At 67.9% G+C, this 17,762-nt stretch carries 12 protein-coding genes and 4 pseudogenes; 5 read left to right on the top strand and 11 right to left on the bottom strand.

The annotated features are described in order from the left end of the window. Nucleotides 1-3: 3 nt before the first annotated feature. The 5 genes and pseudogenes from L6444_RS25375 to L6444_RS25395 form a co-directional block, all read right to left on the bottom strand. Complete coding sequence (locus L6444_RS25375) at nt 4-183, bottom strand: antitoxin (protein WP_236977932.1); 180 nt, start codon at nt 181-183, stop codon at nt 4-6. 70 nt (nt 184-253) lie between these two features. Further along, entirely contained in the window at nt 254-2,632 is a 2,379-nt protein-coding gene (locus L6444_RS25380; RefSeq protein WP_236977933.1) for a cation-translocating P-type ATPase, read from the bottom strand. Continuing rightward, nucleotides 2,629-4,210 (bottom strand): annotated as a pseudogene (locus tag L6444_RS25385) (serine hydrolase). Before L6444_RS25385 ends, L6444_RS25380 begins: the two are co-directional and overlap by 4 nt. Before the next feature lie 129 nt (nt 4,211-4,339). Then, nucleotides 4,340-5,458: an MBL fold metallo-hydrolase gene (locus tag L6444_RS25390; protein WP_236977934.1), complete on the bottom strand. Its 1,119-nt coding sequence runs from the start codon at nt 5,456-5,458 to the stop codon at nt 4,340-4,342. Nucleotides 5,459-5,460: 2 nt separating this feature from the next. Then, nucleotides 5,461-6,192 carry an enoyl-CoA hydratase gene (locus L6444_RS25395; protein WP_236977935.1) on the bottom strand — a complete coding sequence of 244 codons (732 nt, stop codon included), beginning with the start codon at nt 6,190-6,192 and terminating at the stop codon, nt 5,461-5,463. 28 nt (nt 6,193-6,220) lie between these two features. Between L6444_RS25395 and L6444_RS25400 the strand changes: the two are divergent. From L6444_RS25400 to prrB, 3 genes and pseudogenes are all read left to right on the top strand, one after another. Then, a pseudogene (locus tag L6444_RS25400) lies at nt 6,221-7,705 on the top strand (carboxyl transferase domain-containing protein). A 104-nt stretch (nt 7,706-7,809) separates the two neighbouring features. Continuing rightward, on the top strand, nt 7,810-8,520 hold the full coding sequence (prrA, locus tag L6444_RS25405; RefSeq protein ID WP_236977936.1) for a two-component system response regulator PrrA: 711 nt from the start codon (nt 7,810-7,812) through the stop codon (nt 8,518-8,520). Between the two features lie 16 nt (nt 8,521-8,536). Continuing rightward, a complete protein-coding gene (gene prrB / locus L6444_RS25410) occupies nt 8,537-9,877 on the top strand; it encodes a two-component system sensor histidine kinase PrrB (RefSeq protein WP_236977937.1) in 1,341 nt (446 codons plus the stop codon). On the opposite strand, the gene arfC is transcribed toward prrB, so the two are convergent. Genes arfC through arfA form a run of 3 tightly spaced genes read right to left on the bottom strand, consistent with a single transcriptional unit; the run spans nt 9,874 to nt 12,257 of the window. Beyond that, nucleotides 9,874-10,530 (bottom strand): channel accessory protein ArfC, sunset domain variant, encoded by a 657-nt coding sequence (arfC, locus tag L6444_RS25415; RefSeq protein WP_236977939.1) that lies wholly within the window; start codon nt 10,528-10,530, stop codon nt 9,874-9,876. The two genes, prrB and arfC, sit on opposite strands and share 4 nt — an antisense overlap. Further along, entirely contained in the window at nt 10,527-11,207 is a 681-nt protein-coding gene (arfB, locus tag L6444_RS25420; RefSeq protein ID WP_236977940.1) for a channel accessory protein ArfB, read from the bottom strand. The genes arfC and arfB overlap by 4 nt, the downstream gene beginning before the upstream one ends. Nucleotides 11,208-11,219: 12 nt before the next feature. Further along, a complete protein-coding gene (gene arfA / locus L6444_RS25425) occupies nt 11,220-12,257 on the bottom strand; it encodes a channel-forming protein ArfA/OmpATb (RefSeq protein WP_236977941.1) in 1,038 nt (345 codons plus the stop codon). 117 nt (nt 12,258-12,374) lie between these two features. Between arfA and L6444_RS25430 the strand changes: the two are divergent. Both L6444_RS25430 and L6444_RS25435 read left to right on the top strand, forming a co-directional pair. Beyond that, nucleotides 12,375-12,639 (top strand): annotated as a pseudogene (locus L6444_RS25430) (DUF2630 family protein). A gap of 6 nt (nt 12,640-12,645) precedes the next feature. After that, nucleotides 12,646-14,183, top strand: a pseudogene (locus tag L6444_RS25435) (phytoene desaturase family protein); the annotation flags it as partial. 24 nt (nt 14,184-14,207) lie between these two features. Here the strand turns inward: L6444_RS25435 and L6444_RS25440 are convergent. The 3 genes from L6444_RS25440 to L6444_RS25450 form a co-directional block, all read right to left on the bottom strand. Beyond that, on the bottom strand, nt 14,208-15,500 hold the full coding sequence (locus tag L6444_RS25440; protein WP_236977942.1) for a citrate synthase: 1,293 nt from the start codon (nt 15,498-15,500) through the stop codon (nt 14,208-14,210). A gap of 364 nt (nt 15,501-15,864) precedes the next feature. Then, nucleotides 15,865-16,380, bottom strand: a complete 516-nt coding sequence (locus tag L6444_RS25445; RefSeq protein ID WP_236977943.1) for a PE family protein — start codon at nt 16,378-16,380, stop codon at nt 15,865-15,867. A gap of 49 nt (nt 16,381-16,429) precedes the next feature. Continuing rightward, nucleotides 16,430-17,707: an MFS transporter gene (locus L6444_RS25450; RefSeq protein ID WP_236977944.1), complete on the bottom strand. Its 1,278-nt coding sequence runs from the start codon at nt 17,705-17,707 to the stop codon at nt 16,430-16,432. Between the last annotated feature and the right edge of the window lie 55 nt (nt 17,708-17,762).

Consider the following 17,762-nt stretch of genomic DNA (forward strand, 5'->3'; position numbering starts at 1 on the left):
CGGTTACCCCTGCTGCTCGCCCGGTGCGGCGACCTTCTTGGCTTCCTCCTGCACCTTGTGGATGGTGTCGGAGTATTTGTGCTGCGTCTTCTCGTCGACGAATTCGCCGGCCTTGTTGATTGCCGTCTCGACCTTGTCGGCGTTCTGCGACAGCAGGTCCTTCGCTTTATCCATGAAACCCATGGCAGTGTTCCTTTCCCCGGTCCTGTCCCAGCGCTGCTCCCCCGGGAGCCCTGACTCGCTCGGCAAAACCCTACTTGGCACGCCACACTCGCGGTTTGACGCCCAGTATCCGCGCCCGAATCCACCACATGGCCTCGATAGCCCCCGCTCCCAGCGCGCCGATCCCCAGGGCCGTCGCGGTTGCCGTCAGGTTCGACGGGTCGAGGAAGAACTTCTGTTGCGTCCAGGGCAGGCTGAAGATCACCAGGTATGCCACGGCCGAGACGACGACCAGTGCCAAGCGCCACCACTGGTAGGGCCGGGCGGCCACCGCCAGCACCCACACCGCGCACACCAGCAGCGTGATGAGGGCGGTCGTGGACGCCTGGTCGTGCTGCACGCCCGTCGCATTCCGGCCGTGATAGGCGGTGAGATACGACGCGAAGGTCGCGATTCCGACGATCAGTCCCGACGGCAGCGCGGAAGTCAGCACCCGCCGCACGAAGCCCGGGTAGGCGCGTTCGTTGTTGGGGGCCAGCGACAGGATGAACGACGGGATGCCGATCGTGAACCACGCTGCGATGGTGACGTGAATCGGCTGGAAGGGAAAGAGCAGCGGGTCGACCCCGAACGGCTTGGCGAGCAGGCACTCCAGGCCCACCAGCAGCGCCAACAACGCCGAGTACACGGTCTTGGTCAAAAACAGGCTGGCGACGCGTTCGATGTTGCCGATCACCCGCCGGCCCTCGCCAACCACGTAAGGCAGCGTCGCAAACTTGTTGTCCAGCAACACAAGTTGCGCCACGGCGCGGGCTGCCGGGCTGCCGGCCCCCATCGCGACGCCGATGTCGGCGTCTTTGAGGGCGAGTACGTCGTTGACGCCGTCACCGGTCATCGCCACGGTGTGCCCGCGGGCTTGCAGCGCGTGCACCATGGCACGTTTCTGGTCGGGGCGGACCCGGCCGAAGGTGGTGTGGGTGTCCAGCGCTTCGGCCAGTTCATCCGCGTTGTGCGGCAGTCGGCGCGCATCCATCGTCTGACCGCGCAATCCGAGTTCGCCGGCCACCGCGCCGACCGACACCGCGTTGTCCCCGGAGATCACCTTCACCGTGACATCCTGCGCGGCAAAGTAATCCAGCGTCTGGCGCGCGTCGGGGCGCACCTTCTGTTCGAGCACCACCAACGCGACCGGGGTGACCGTGCCCGGGGCGTCGGGCTGATCCACCCCGGCCGTGGCCGAACCCAGCAGCAGTACCCGCAGTCCCTGCGCGCCGATCTCCTCGGCCCGCGCGGCCGCCGCCGAATCCGGTTCCAGCAGCACGTCGGGAGCGCCGATCACCCAGTTGCCGTGCTCGCCGAATGACACCCCGCTCCACTTTGTTGCGGACTTGAAAGGCGCTGTGGCGGTGGCGGTCCAACCCGGATCCGTGTCGTAGGCCTCGGCGATAGCCTGCATGCTGGCGTTCGGTCGGGGGTCGGCGGCGGCCAGGGCGGCCAGTACGTCGGCGACTTTCTCGGTGGCCGAGTCGAGGTCTTCGACGGCGGATATCCGCATGCCGTTCTCGGTGAGGGTGCCGGTCTTATCCGCGCAGACCACGTCGACCCGGGCCAGTCCCTCAATCGCGGGCAGTTCCTGCACCAGGCACTGCCGCCGGCCGAGTCGTACCACGCCGACAGCGAACGCGATCGACGTCATCAGCACCAGGCCTTCGGGCACCATCGGCACCAGCGCACCCACCGTCGCCAGCACCGACTCGCGCCACCCCACGTTGGTGGTGAACAGTTGGGTGTAGATGGTCAGCAGGCCCACCGGAATCAACAGGTAGGTGATGAACTGCAGGATCCTGTTGATGCCGTTGCGCAGTTCGGATTTCACCAAGGTGAACTTGCTCGCTTCGGCGGCGAGCTTGGCCGCGTACGCCTCATGGCCCACCTTGGTGGCCCGATAGGCGCCCGATCCGGAGACGACGAAGCTGCCCGACATCACTTGTTCGCCAATGTCTTTGGCGATCGGGTCGGCCTCACCGGTGAGCAACGATTCGTCGATCTCGAGGTTGTTGGCTTCCAGGATTTCTCCGTCGACGACGATCTGGTCGCCCGGGCCGATCTCGATGATGTCGTCGATCACAACTTGGTAGGGTGGCACGGTGCGGGTGCCGGACTGCCTGCGGACCAATGGTTTTGCTTGCCCGACGATGGCGAGCTTGTCCAGCGTCTGCTTGGCGCGGATCTCCTGGACCATGCCGATCACGCTGTTGGCGATGATGAGTATGCCGAACAAGCCGTTGATCACCGAGCCTGTTACCAGCACGATGGCGAACAGCACGCCCAGGATGGCGTTGATGCGGGTGAAGACGTTGGCCCGCGCGATGTGGGCGATGCTGCGGGTGTTGCGTTGCGGAATGTCGTTGGCATGGCCTTCGGCAATCCGTTGCGCCACTTGCGCATCGGACAGCCCGGTGACCGTCATCGGTTGAACGTCCCCAGCTTGGCGGAGTCGAAGTACTCGAGGTTGAGTGACGCGCCCGTGAAGGTGGCTTTCGAAATCGATCCGGGCAAAGCGTTTTCGGTTGCCAGCGGGAAGGTGAAAGTGTCGCCGTCCCAGTGTGTCAGCTCGAAGGTCTGGTTCTTCGGCCCGAGCGCCAACTGGAGTCGGCCGTAGTGGTCGGTGACGGTGGCCGGCCCCCAGAAGTCGTTGTGGTAGACACCGACGTAGTCGCTCAGCGGCCTGGGTGGCGCGGGGTTGGCCGGGGGGCGGCTTGCCGACCAGCGAACCGTCCGGGTTGTTCATCGGCGTGAGTATCTGGCGGTACAGGTTCGCCCAGTCCTCGCGCAGCTGGCCGTATTGCACCAGGTCCATGAATTCGGCGGTCAACGCCTCCGGCACACCGTGGGGTGCGGCGTTGGTCAAGGCGATGATGCCGACGTCCTCGGAGGGCAATACCACGAAATTGGTTGCGGCGCCCAGACCGAACGCGCCGGAGTGGCTGTACTGGGTGCGTCCGGAGGAGGTCACCGATACGTTGAAGCCGTGGCCGTAGGTGCCGGCGCGGGCCTTCGGGTTGCTCGCTGCGACCGAGATGACCTGCGGCGTGATAGCGGGGAGTAGGGCTTCCGGCGAAGTGATCCGCTGACCGTTGTAGGTGCCGTTGGCCATCACCATGGCCAGCCAGCGTGCCATGTCGTTGACCGATGAGCTCACCCCGCCGGCCGGCGTCTGGTCGTCGGGGTCGCGTTGGTAACGGGCTTCCCATTTGTCGCCGACCTTGATGTGGTTGACGGCGTGGTTGGGGCGGGCCAGGAAGTCGGCGAATTTCGAGCTGGTGGACGACATGCCCAGTGGGCGGTAGAGCACCTCGTCGGACAGCTCCTCCCAGGGCTTGCCGGCTGCGGCGGCGACCGCCTCGGCCGCGGCGGTTACGCCGAAGTTGGTGTAGGCGTAGCTGATTCGAAACGGCGCCAGAGAGAGGTACTTCAGCCTTTCCAGCACCTGTCGACGGTCGTAGCCCAAGTCTTCGAGGGCGTCGCCGGCGTGGTCGGGCAGCCCGGAGCGATGCGAGTAGAGGTCGGCGACGCTGACGTGCTGGGTGACGTAGGGATCGCTGAGGGTGAACCACGGCAGCTTCGTCACCACCGGGGTGTCCCAGGTGATAGCGCCTTCGGTTACCTGATGGGCCACCACCGTGGCACCGACCGACTTGGAGATCGAGGCCAGCTGAAAGACGGTGTCGGGGTTCACCTTATTGTCCGGATTATCCGGCTTGCTGGCGTCTCTGATGCCGAAACCCTTGGCGTATAACGTTTTACCGCGGTATACGACGGCAACGGCCATGCCGGGGATGCCGCTGTCCTTCATCAGCTCCGCCACCAGGCCGTCGACCTTGGCGACGGCTTCGTCGATGCGCCCGGCGGGGATCTGCAGACCTGACATTTCGTTAGGGGGCACGTTCGCGGATGTGGTTGCGGGGGTGGAGGTTGGTTGGGTCGGGCTGCAGCCCACCAGCGCCAGCAGCGTCAGGAGTGTGGCCGTTGCCCGACGTGTCCTCATTGCCGAACTTTAGCCCGGGCCTCAGCCCGGCGACGATGCGCGCCGCGAGCGGCGTGAGGAGGAGCCGGGCAATCGGGCTTCAGCCCGGCGACGATGCGCGCCGCGAGCGGCGTGAGGAGGCCGGCGAATCTACAACCGCCACCACGGGTTGAACCGCAGCGTCTCCCCCGAATCAATCCGCTGCCCCGGCGTCGGCACCGCCACCTGGACCTGATGAGGCTCAGCGGCCTTCAACACCCGCTCGACCGGCTCCGACCACGGGTGCGGCGCCAGCCGGAACGTTCCCCAATGGATCGGCACCAGCAGCCCCGAACCGGAGTCGGTGACGTCCAGGTGGCCGCGCACCGCCTCCTCGGGGTTCATGTGGATGTCGGGCCACGCGCTGTTGTAGGCCCCGATCGGCATCAACGTCAGATCGAACGGCCCGTGATCGGCGCCGATCTGCGCAAAGCTCTTGGTGTAGCCGGTGTCGCCGCCGAAATAGGTGCGGTGCGACGGCCCGATGAACGCCCAGGACGCCCACAGCGTGTTGTTGCGGCTGAAGAACCGGCCCGAAAAGTGCCGCGCCGGCAGGCAAATCACCGTCAGCTCGTCCACCGAAGCGCTCTGATTCCAGTCCAGCTCGATAATGCGCTCGTCAGGAACCCCCCACGCCCGCAGGTGCGCACCCACCCCGAGCGGGACGAAGAACGGTGCCCGCTGCATCCGGGCCAGCGCCAGCACGGTGTCGATGTCGAGGTGGTCGTAGTGGTCGTGGCTGATCACCACCGCGTCGACGGCGGGCAAGCCTTCCAGCAGCACCGGCGGCGGGTGCAGCCGCTGCGGGCCCACCAGGTCCGACGGCGAGCAGCGGTCACTCCACACCGGGTCGGTCAGCACCCGATAGCCGTCGATCTCGACCAGGGCCGTCGAATGCCCGAACCAGCTGACCGCCAGCGGCGCCGGCTCGCCCTGATAGATCGACGGTGCGGCCAGCGGGATCGGCTTGGCGGGCAGGCTGCCGCCTCGTCCGCCGACCAGCTCCCAGGCGATCTGCCGCATCTCTTCGCGGTTCATCACATACAGCGATGCCGGGTCGATATTGACGAACACCCCGTCGCGGTAGTTCGGCGAACCTTCCGACACCGCCGCGATCGCCGAGGGATCAGCGCCGAGCGCGGCGGGTGCGCCGTGCAGCGCCCGCAACAGCCAGCCGCCCGCCGCCAAGGAGGCGGTTCCGGCCGCCAGTCGCAGCGCCTGGCGCATCATGATCAAGCTCCCTGGAACCTCGGTGGCCGCTTCTCCACGCGCGCGACCTGCGCTTCGATCACATCCTGGCTGGCCCACGCCTTGTCGAACAGCTCCTTGTGCTCGGGCCGCTGCTCTTCGATGGAGCCGTCGTCGTTGAGCACCCGCTTGGCGTGCTGGATGGCCAGCGGCGCCAGCCCGGCGATCTCGGCCGCCCACTCCTGCGCGTCGGCCAGCGTCCCGATCCGGTTGGCCATCCCGGTGTGCAGCGCCGCATCGGCGGTCAGCTTCTCGGCGGCCAGCAGCATCGCCCGCGCCCGTCCGTGCCCGACCAGCGACGCCAGCCGGCGAATGCTCCAATTGTCCAAGGCCAGACCGTATTTCGACGTCGGGAATTGAAAGAACGCCTCCGGGGAGACCACCCGCAAGTCGCACTGCATGGCCAGCTGCAGACCGGCGCCGATAGCCGGTCCGTTGATGGCGCCGATGATCGGGATCAACGTGGCGTCCATGACCCGGTGCAGTTCGATGAGCCGGTCGGGGTAGTCGGCGGCGAAGGCATCCCCGGACAGGTCCGCGCCGGCGCAGAAGGCGGTGCCCTGCCCGGTCAGCACGATGGCGCGCGTGGCTCCGTCGCCTGCCTTCACCAACGCCTCCCGCAACTCCTCGACAAGCTGGGAGTTCAGGGCGTTGCGCCGGTCTGGCCGCTGCAGCTCAATGGTCATCACGGCTTCGTCGTGGGTGATACCGATCATGGGGGCCAGGATAACTAGCCTCGTCGCTGTGAGCCGTATCACGACCGACGAACTGCGCGACGCGGTGCTGGACGAGGGCACCTTCGTCAGCTGGGACAGCGACCCTGTCCAAGTCCCGACCTCCCCGGAATATGCCCGCGAGCTGGCCAAGGCGCGGCAGGCCAGCGGCCGCGACGAGTCGGTGTCCACCGGTGAGGGACGGGTGTTCGGGCGCCGGGTGGCGGTGATCGTCTGCGACTTCGATTTTCTGGCCGGCTCGATCGGGGTGGCGGCGGCCGAACGCATCACCGCCGCGGTGGAGCGTGCGACGGCCGAGCGGCTGCCGCTGCTGGCCTCGCCGTGCTCCGGCGGCACCCGGATGCAGGAGGGCACGGTCGCGTTCCTGCAGATGGTCAAGATCGCCGCCGCCGTCCGGCTGCACCGCCACGCCCACCTGCCCTACCTGGTCTACCTGCGGAATCCGACCACCGGCGGGGTGTTCGCGTCGTGGGGGTCGCTGGGCCACGTCACCTTCGCCCAGCCGGGCGCGCTGATCGGGTTCCTCGGCCCCCGGGTCTACGAGCTGCTGTACGGCGAACCGTTCCCGTCGGGTGTGCAGACCGCGGAGAACCTGCAACGCCACGGCGTCATCGACGATGTCGTCGAGCTCACCGAGTTGCGCGCCACGCTGGACCGGGCGCTGACGGTGATCGCCGACGACCCGGAGGCTCCGCCGGCGCCGGCAGCACCCGAGCAGGTTCCCGACGTACCCGCGTGGGATTCGGTGCTGGCCTCCCGTCGCCCGGATCGGCCCGACGTGCGCGACCTGCTGCGGCACGGCGCCACCGACGTGGTGCTGCTGTCGGGGACCGGACGGGGCACGACGACGTTGCTGGCGCTGGCCCGGCTCGCCGGTCAGCCGGTGGTGGTGCTCGGCCAACAGCGAACCGCGGGCGGGGCGGGCAACACCGTCGGGCCCGCGTCGCTGCGCGAAGCCCGCCGCGGCATGGCGCTGGCCGCCGAACTGCGGCTGCCGCTGGTGCTGGTGATCGACACCGCCGGACCGGCGCTCTCGGCCGAGGCCGAGCAGGGCGGGCTGGCCGGAGAGATCGCCCAGTGTCTGGCCGAGCTGGTCACGCTGGACACCCCGACGGTCTCGGTGCTGCTGGGGCAGGGCAGCGGCGGCCCGGCGCTGGCGATGGTGCCCGCCGACCGGGTGCTGGCCGCGCTGCACGGCTAGCTGGCGCCGCTGCCGCCGGAGGGCGCCAGCGCGATTGTGTTCCGCGACACCGACCACGCCCCCGAACTCGCTGCGGCACAAGGCATTCGGTCGGCCGATCTGTTGGCGTCCGGGATCGTCGACGCCATCGTGCCCGAGCATCCCGACGCCGCCGACGAGCCGGTGCAGTTCGCGCGGCGCTGGGCGCGGGCCGTCGCGGTCGAGGTCCACGCGCTGCGTTTGCTGCCTGATGTGCAGCGTCTCGGCGCCCGGCTGAGCCGTTATCGTCGCGTCGGTTTGCCCGACGACCTGTAGAACACCGCGGCCGCCGCCTGGCTGACCCAGCTGCCGAACGTCGTTCTGACCCGACAACCGCAGCCGGTTCCGCCTCCCACCGCCGCACCCGTCGATCAGGCAAGATGGGGCGCATGGACACTGGTGCCAACTCACCTCGCGTGTTGGTCGTCGACGACGACTCCGACGTGCTCGCCTCCCTGGAACGCGGCCTGCGGCTGTCCGGCTTCGAGGTGTCAACGGCGGTCGACGGCGCCGAGGCCTTGCGCAGCGCCACCGAAACCCGCCCCGACGCGATCGTGCTCGACATCAACATGCCGGTGCTTGACGGCGTCAGCGTGGTCACGGCGCTACGGGCCATGGACAACGACGTGCCGGTCTGCGTGCTCAGCGCGCGCAGCTCGGTCGACGACCGGGTCGCCGGGCTGGAGGCCGGCGCCGACGACTACCTGGTCAAGCCGTTCGTGCTGGCCGAGCTGGTGGCCCGGGTGCGTGCCCTGCTGCGGCGCCGCGGCGCCACCGCCACCTCGTCGTCGGAAACCATCACGGTCGGCCCGCTGGAAGTGGACATCCCCGGCCGCCGGGCCCGGGTCAACGGCGTCGACGTCGACCTGACCAAGCGGGAATTCGACCTGCTGGCTGTGCTGGCCGAGCACAAGACGGCGGTGCTGTCCCGCGCGCAGTTGCTCGAGCTGGTGTGGGGTTACGACTTCGCCGCCGACACCAACGTCGTCGACGTCTTCATCGGATACCTGCGGCGCAAATTGGAGGCCAACGGCGGCCCGCGGCTGCTGCACACCGTGCGGGGAGTCGGGTTCGTGCTGCGGATGCAGTGAGGCCGCGCCGTTGTTGATGAACATCCTGTCGCGGATCTTTGCCCGGACTCCTTCACTGCGCACCCGGGTGGTGATCGCGACGGCGATCGGTGCGGCGATTCCGGTGCTCATCGTCGGCGCCGTGGTGTGGGTGGGCATCACCAAGGACCGCAAGGAACGGCTGGACCGCCGGCTCGACGAGGCCGCCGGATTCGCGATCCCGTTCGTGCCGCGCGGCCTGGACGAGATCCCCCGCTCCCCCAACGACCAGGATGCGCTGATCACGGTGCGCCGCGGCAACGTGATCAAGTCGAACTCCGACATCGAACTGCCCAAGCTGCAGTCCGACTACGCCGACACCTACATCCACGGGGTGCGTTACCGGGTGCGCACGGTCGAGATACCCGGTCCCGAACCGACGTCGATGGCCGTCGGCGCCACCTACGACGCCACCTACGCCGAGACCAACAACCTGCATCGCCGGGTGCTGCTGATCTGTAGTTTCGCGATCGGCGCCGCGGCGGTATTCGCTTGGCTGCTAGCTGCTTTCGCGGTGCGCCCGTTCAAACAGCTCGCCGAGCAGACCCGCTCGATCGACGCAGGCGACGAGGCGCCGCGCGTCGAGGTGCACGGCGCCAGCGAGGCCGTCGAGATCGCCGAGGCGATGCGCGGCATGCTGCAGCGCATCTGGAACGAGCAGAACCGCACCCAGGAGGCGCTGGCCTCGGCGCGGGACTTCGCCGCGGTGTCCTCCCACGAGTTGCGCACCCCGCTGACCGCGATGCGGACCAACCTGGAAGTGCTGTCCACCCTGGATATGCCCGAAGACCAGCGCAAGGAGGTGCTGGGCGACGTGATCCGCACCCAGTCGCGGATCGAGGCGACGCTGAGCGCGTTGGAGCGGTTGGCCCAGGGCGAGCTGTCCACGTCCGACGATCACGTGCCGGTCGACATCACCGAACTGCTCGACCGCGCCGCCCACGACGCCATGCGCATCTATCCCGACCTGGATGTGTCGCTGGTGCCCTCGCCGACGTGCATCATCGTCGGGATGCCGGCTGGGCTGCGGTTGGCGGTGGACAACGCGATCGCCAACGCGGTGAAGCACGGCGGCGCCACCCAGGTGCAGGTGTCGGCGGTGAGCTCGCGGGCCGGGGTGGAGATCGCCATCGACGACAACGGCAGCGGGGTCCCCGAGCAGGAGCGCCAGGTGGTGTTCGAGCGCTTCTCCCGGGGTTCGACGGCGTCGCATTCGGGGTCGGGACTGGGTCTGGCGCTGGTGGCCCAGCAGGCCCAATTGCACGGCGGGACTGCGACGTTGGAGAGCAGTCCGCTGGGCGGCGCGCGGCTGGTGCTGCGCTTGCCCGGGCCGAGCTAGTCAGCTTTTCGCGCGCTGTTGCGGCCCGGCGTGAAAAATGCTCGGGTCGCGAAATCCTCGTTCTCGAACCAGACTTGGGCTTCGATGTCGTCGTAACCCTCGTCGTCGGGAGTGTAGAAGAGCCGAGAGTCGGTGCGCCCCTTCACCGGCCACCCCTCGGGCCCATTGCCGTCGGGGTCGGCGCGCATCGAACCGGGGCCGTACGGCGCATAGGGCACCAAGGGAGCCGGTGGCGCCTGCGCCTCGACAACCGAAATGCTTTCTCTCACGGGATCTTTCGGTCTGACCTTCTTCGCCGGCGCTTTCTTGCCGGGGACCTTCCGGCCCGGCACCTTCTTCGCCGGCCGCTTCCTGGCGACTGGAATCCGTTCCTTCGCCTCATCTCTGGGCACGGGCCGGCGTTTGGCTGGTGGTGCTTTGGAGACTGCTTTCTTCTTGACGGGCCGGGGCCTGGCGACGGGTATCTCCTCCGTCGGCGCCTCAGCGGCGGGCACTCTCATGGCCGGCGGCTCGGGCTGGGGGTGTGGCGCCGGTTGGGCAAGAACCCAGGCCGGCATCTGCGTTTTGGTGGGGCGGGCAGTCAGCGTGACTGTCAGCACCATGCCCAGTACAAACGAGGCGGCGGCCAGCCACCAGTGCATGTGATCGGTCACCGTCGTGCCCCCAGGCCGGGCCATTGGGACGGAGGGCCGGGCCACTTGGCTTGAGGCAGTTCATGCTCAGGGTCGGACTCCGACTCGTCGGACAGGGGGTCAGGTTCGGGCTCCGTGTGGAATTCGACCGGCTCCGGCTCCGGCTTAGGCTCCGACTCTGGCTCTGGCTCTGGCTCCGGCTTCGGCTTTGGCTCTGGCTCTGGCTCTGGCTCGGCGAGCAAATCAGAAATCCCCGAAACCGGCTGTGGTACTTGCGCTTCCGCGGGTGACTCGACCGCCTCCGGCCCGTCCACATCCGGCTCGACAACCTCGGGCTCAACCGCCTCGGGCTCGGCGAGCGCCCCTTCAGCTACCGCTGCCTCGGAAACCTCAGGGACCAGCTGGATTTCGTCCGTCTCGAGCTCCGGCGCCGGCTCTGGCTCGACGTGAAGCTCAACCGTCTCGGGTTCCGGCTCGAACGACGGGTCGGGCCAAAGCGGCTGCGGCGACTCGGATTCAGCCGGGTGCGCCTGCGACTCGGACATCTCCGGCTCGATCGCGGTTTCAGCCGGTTCGAGGCGTCCGGAATCAGCCTGCCTGGAACCGCTCCTGGTCATCACCGCGACAATCCCGTAGGCCACCGCGGAACCGGCCACGAAGGCGGCCAGGTAGATCAGCCACTGGATCACAAAACCCATGCCCGATTCTCCCTAGCCGACCACAAGCTCGACGCGCCGGTTCTTGGCGCGTCCCTCGGGCGTGTCGTTGCTGGTGATCGGGTTGGCCGAACCCAACCCCTTGGCGGTGACGCGGTCGCGGGCCACACCGTTGGCTATCAGGAACTCGGCAACCGCGGTGGCCCGCTGGGTGCTCAACGGAATGTTGATGGCTTCGGCGCTGGCGTTGTCGGTGTAACCGTTTACGGTCAACCGCGCGGTGGGACACGTCTTGAGCTTGTCAGCCACCCGGATCAGGACCTGGGTGTCCTGGGTGGTCAGGCTCACTCCGTCGTCGCCGAAGGTGAGCGGGCCTCCGGTCAGGGCGTTGAGGGCGGCCTGCAGATCGTTGCATCCGGTTGGCGGCGGCGCCCCAGGTGCCGGAGGGGCGCCCGGCGGCGCCGGGGCGCTGGGCGTGATCTGGGTTTTGGCGACGATCCTGTTGACGATGTTCACGTTGGGCCAGACACCCGCGACCGCCCGCGCCACCGCGTCCTTCTGATCGCGCGACGTGACGGTCCCACTCAACGTGACGGTGTCCCTCTCCACCGTGAGGTTGAAGTCGGGGATCGGTGCGACCGCGACGAACACCGGGTCCGCGCCGGTGAAATCGAGCGTCTGCACCGTCGGGTCGGTGCGGAGCTGGTCGACGACGTTGACGCCGGGGGCCAGCAATCCCCTGAGCGACTTCATCAATGCCGCCTTCGACACGGCGTCCGGCACGTCGCCGATCAGCGTGACGCTGTTGCCGGTGTGGCTGATCGACAGCAGCGCCAGCGACAGGCTCGGCGCGATCGACACGCTGGTCGAGGGTTTGGTGAGGGTCGGCAGATCGCCGGATGGACCGTTGACGGCCATGGGTCGCCCGTCGACGCCGTACCCGATCAGGGCGAGCAGCAACGGGATCACCGCCACGCCGATCAGCCACGGCCGACCCGGCCGCACCCGACGGAACTTCGGGGTCGACGGCGCGTGGTCGACGGCTTCGGCGGTTGCGGGCGCTTCGCCAACACCCACCTCGGTACCGACCATCGCTCCTCACTCGGCTGCTATTCGGGGTTTGTCCGCGATTTCCAGGCGATATGCAGCCTACCGAGTACTTGCCGGTGCCAGCGGCATCTACGGAGAACTGTCGGGCAGACTGAGGCGATGACCCACGGGAGAAAACCCAACGAACACGACACCCTGGCGCATATCCGCGACCTGGTCGCCCAGGAGAAAACGCTGCGGACCCAGCTACAGCAGGGCGAAATCTCGACCACTGAGGAGCATGAGCGGCTGCAACGGATCGAGATCGAACTCGATCAGTGCTGGGACCTGCTGCGACAGCGGCGGGCGCTGCGCGAAACGGGCGGTGACCCCCCGGGAAGCTGCCGTGCGGCCGGCCGACGAGGTCGAGGGCTACACGGGCTAGCCGCAGATGGACTACGACGTAGTCGTGGTCGGCGGGGGGTCACAACGCCCTGGTCGCGGCCGGCTATCTGGCCCGCGGCGGTCTTCGGGTGCGCGTCCTAGAGCGTCAAGGCCAGGTCGGCGGGGCGGCGATCTCGGCGCGGGTCTTCGACGGCGTCGACGTGCGACTGTCCCGCTATTCGTACCTGGTCAGCCTGCTGCCGTCGCGCATCCTGGCGGACCTGGGCGCGCAGGTCCGGCTGGTCCGGCGGGCGTACTCCTCCTACACCCCGGACCCCGGCACGGGCGGCCGCACCGGGCTGCTGGTGGGCGCACCCGGCGGGTTCGGCTCGATCGGCGCCGGCGCCGACGAGCACGGCTTCGAAGACTTCTACCGGCGCTGCCGACTGGTCACCGAGCGGCTCTGGCCCACTCTGCTGGAACCGCTGCGCACCCGCACCCAGGTACGTCGACTCGTGGTGGACGGGTCGGACCGGGACTCTGCGGTGGCGTGGCGGGCGCTGACGGAGGAGCCGGTCGGCCACGCGATCGCCGCTGCGGTGGACAACGACGTGGTGCGCGGGGTGATCGCCACCGACGCTCTGATCGGCACGTTCGCCCGACTGGACGACCCGTCGCTGATGCAGAACATCTGCCTGCTGTACCACGTGCTCGGCGGCGGCACCGGCGACTGGAACGTCCCGATCGGCGGGATGGGCGCGATGACCTCAGCGCTGGCCGCCGCGGCAACTCGCTTTGGGGTCGAGATATCAACGGGCGCTGACGTTTTCGCTATCGCCCCGGACGGCGAGGTGCGGTATCGCAGCGCGGGCGACGAACATGTGGTTCGGGGCCGGTTCGTGCTGTCCGGCATCGCTCCGTCGGTGTTGGCCGGCCTGATGGGTGACACAGCGCCTGCGTCGGCGCCAGGTGCGCAAGTCAAGGTGAACATGGTGCTGCGACGCCTGCCCTGCCTGCGCGATCAGACTGTCACGCCGGAGCAGGCCTTCGCCGGGACGTTCCATATCAACGAGACCTGGTCGCAGCTGGACGCCGGCTACCTGCGGGCCGCCGGCGGTTCGGTGCCGGATCCGCTGCCGTGCGAGGCCTACTGTCATTCGCTGGCCGACCCCAGCATCGTCTCACCCGAATTGACCGGGGTGCACACCATGACGGTGTTCGGCCTGCACACCCCGCACTCGTTGCGAGCCGATGCCGCCGCACTCACCGATGCCGTGCTTGAGTCGCTGAATTCCGTTCTGGCCGAACCGATTCAGGATGTGCTGCTACCCGACGCGCACGGCCGCCCATGTATCGAGACGACGACCACGTCGGACTTGCAGGACAAGCTGGGCATGACGGCGGGCAACATCTTCCACGGTGCGCTGGACTGGCCGTTCGCCGCCGACGACGATCCGCTGGACACCCCGGCCCGCCGATGGGGCGTGGCAACCGGGCACCCCCCGAATCATGGTGTGCGGTGCCGGCGCACGCCGCGGCGGCGCTGTTTCAGGCATCGGGGGTCACAACGCCGCGATGGCGGTGCTGGACACCCTCGGCGGTGGTGACCCACCCCCCCGCGAGCGGAGACTAGCGCCCGTCCATGCCGACGTAGTCGCGCTCGGTGTAGCCGGTGTAGATCTGCCGCGGACGGCCGATCTTGCTGTCGCCCTCGTCGTGCATCTCGCGCCAGTGGGCGATCCAGCCGGGCAGCCGGCCGAGCGCGAACAACACGGTGAACATCCGGACCGGGAATCCCAGTGCCCGGTAGATCAGGCCGGTGTAGAAGTCGACGTTCGGGTAGAGCTTGCGCTCGATGAAGTAGTCGTCGGTCAGCGCGGCCTCTTCGAGCTGCTTGGCGATGTCGAGCAGCGGGTCGCCGCCGAGCTTGGCCAGGATCTTGTCGGCCTGCTCTTTGACGATGCGGGCGCGCGGGTCGTAGTTCTTGTAGACCCGGTGGCCGAAGCCCATCAGCTTGACGCCCTCTTCGCGGTTCTTCACCTTGCGGACGAACTCGCCGACGTCGTCGCCGCTCTCCTTGATCTGCTCGAGCATCTCGAGCACCGCCTGGTTGGCACCGCCGTGCAGCGGGCCCCACAGCGCGTTGATGCCGCCGGAGATCGAGGTGAACAGGTTGGCCTGGGACGAGCCGACCAGCCGTACCGTCGACGTCGAACAGTTCTGCTCGTGGTCGGCGTGCAGGATCAGCAGCATGTCCAGGGCACGGACCACCTCGGGGTCGGCCTGGTAGGGCTCGGCCGGCAGCCCGAACGTCATGCGCAGGAAGTTCTCCACCAGGGTCAGCGAGTTGTCCGGGTAGAGGAACGGCTGGCCCACCGACTTCTTGTAGGCATAGGCGGCGATGGTGGGCAGCTTGGCCAGCAGCCGGATGGTGGACAGCTCGACCTGCGTGTTGTCGGTCGGGTCCAGCGAGTCCGGGTAGTACGCCGAGAGCGCATTGACCGTGCTGGACAGCACCGGCATCGGGTGGGCGTTGCGCGGGAAGCCGTCGAAGAACCGTTTGAGGTCCTCGTGCAGCATGGTGTGCAGCTGGATCTTCCCGGTGAACTCGGCCAGCTGGTCGGCGGTGGGCAGTTCGCCGTAAATCAGCAGGTAGGACACCTCGATGAAGTTGGACTTCTCGGCCAACTGGTCGATCGGGTAGCCGCGATAACGCAGGATTCCGGCGTCACCGTCGATGTAGGTGATGGAACTCTTGCAGGCTGCGGTGTTGACGAAGCCGTTGTCGAATGTGGTGTGTCCGGTCTTGGACAGCAGCGGACCCAGCGCAATACCGTCGGCACCTTCGGTGGCATGGACGACCTTCAGGTCGATCTCGCCACCCGGGTACTTCAGAGATGCGGTGTCGTCGGTGTCGCCCACGAGAACCCCTTTGCGCTCAGGCTTGATATGGCTGCCCGCCCCGGTGCGTACGCGTGTGCACTGGGTGCGTCATAGGTGAAGGTAGTCGTTATCGCAGCGGCGTGCCTGCCCGGGGTCGGGTCTGCAGGTCTGCGGGCCTCCGAGCGTCAGTCCGGTGTCGCGCTGGTGTTCGAGGATGACCCCCGAAGCCCCTCGGCTGACAGAAACTACGGGTAGCCGATCACAGCCGGGGCGGTGGTCGCGACAGCGCTCCCAATACCGGGCGTATCTGGACCCGGCGGCAGCGAAGCACGCGAACGCGCGTATCTCACCGTCGTGCCAGCAACGTTGCCGGCGCAGCGGTCGAGGGGATCAACCCACCCGTTCAATCCGCATAAATGTACGGATACGAAATCGGCGCCCCGGTGAGCACCTCGAGAAACAGCGTCAGGAACTGCTGAGCGACAAGGAAGGGGAGCAAGGGCAGAATTGGCCAGAGCAGCGGAATCACCAGAAAACCCACTATTGCTGTGGGGATGTTGACCAGCATTGATAGCAACGCTCGCCCGGCGGTCGTGTAGTAGGCCACGTTGGCATCCACTGCCTGCAAGAGCGATGCGATCGAATCCTCGGCGGCGGCGTAGGACGACCCGCTCGCCGTCAAGGCCTTGACGAACTGCTGCTGGTAGGTCGTCGCCTGCTGGGCCACCGCGTGAAAGTCCTGGGCGTGTTCAGCAAAGAGGCGCGCAATGCCGGCCGACACTTCGTCCGCGGCTGGCGGCGCCACGTCCAGGGTCGCGGGGGCCACCGCTTTCTGAACCTCGCCCAGCTTCGAACCGATAGATTCCAGATCCCCCGCCGCCGCCTGCACGACGTCCGGCGCCACCATCACCTGAGACATGTCGAAAGTCTCACCCGATGCAAGTCGACCAGCTTGAGTAGCCGACTACTCAATCTCGCCGTGGGAGTGACGATGGCGCGCGGTACCGGATGAATGCCGGCGCAATCAAGGCGGCGACGACCACACCGAGCACCACCAGCGCCCCGCCACCGGCCGCCGCTGCGGTCGTTCCGACCACCGCGGCCGCGGCGCCGTGCAGGGTGTCGGCCAGCCGCGGGCCGCCGCCGACCACCACGGCGAACACCCCTTGCAGCCGCCCCACCACGTCGTCGGAGGCAGCCTGCTGCAGGATGGTCGACCGGAATGCCGCCGACACCATGTCCGCCGCGCCGCCGACGGCCAGGAACGCCACCGCGCCCCACAGCACTGCGCCTGTCCGGCCGTGCGCCAGCCCGCTGGCCAGCCCGAACCCCACCATCGCCAGGCCCCACACCACGATCGAGACGACGATCACCAGCCCCTGGCGCCGGACCTTCGGAAACCACCCGGAGAACACTCCCCCGGCCACCGCGCCGACCGCGATGGCCGCCGACAGCAACGCCATCGCCGACCCTCCTTCGATGGGGCCGCCGAAGCTCTGATGCGCCAGCTGCGGGAACAGTGCGCGCGGCATGCCGAAGATCATGGCGATCAGGTCGACGACGAACGACATCAGCACCACGGTGTTGCCGGCCAGGTACCGGAAGCCGTCCAGCACCGCCCCAAGACCCCACCGGTTTGTGCCGTCGGGTTCCAAGGCGGGCATCGGCGCCAGCCGGAATGTCGCCCAGATCGGCAACAGGCACGTCACCGCGTCGAGCAGATACAACGCGGACAGGTCGACCCAGTTCAGCAGCACCCCGGCCAGCAGCGGACCGGCAATCGCGCCGAACTGCCCCACGGTCATGTTCAGCGCATTGGCGGCCGGCAGTTGCTCGCCGGGCACCATCCGCGGGATGGCCGCCGAGCGCGCCGGCGAGTTGACGGCGAAGAACGCCTGCTGCACCGCCAGTAGACACAGCACCACCCAGACGTCGTTGAGCGCCAGCAGCGCCTGCAACCACAGCAGCACCGAGGACACCGCCAGCCCGCAAGACGCGACGATCAGCAGCACCCGCCGGTCCATGGCGTCGGCCCAAGCTCCACCCAGCAGGCCGAACACCACCAGCGGCAGCAATGAGAACAAACCGGCCAGCCCGACATACGCGGAGTTCTGGGTCAGCGCGTAGATCTGGACCGGCACCGCGAAGATCGTCAGGTTGGCGCCGATGACGGTCGGAATCCCGGCAACCCAGAGTCGGCGGAAATCGGGCGAGCGCAAGGGCGCGGTGTCCGCGAAGAGGGGCATCGTCGACGAGCGTAGTGGTGCGCCGCGAGTCAAAACGCAGCTGGCAGGGCTAGGC

This window comes from Mycobacterium kiyosense, from assembly GCA_021654635.1.
Lineage (GTDB): Bacteria > Actinomycetota > Actinomycetes > Mycobacteriales > Mycobacteriaceae > Mycobacterium > Mycobacterium kiyosense.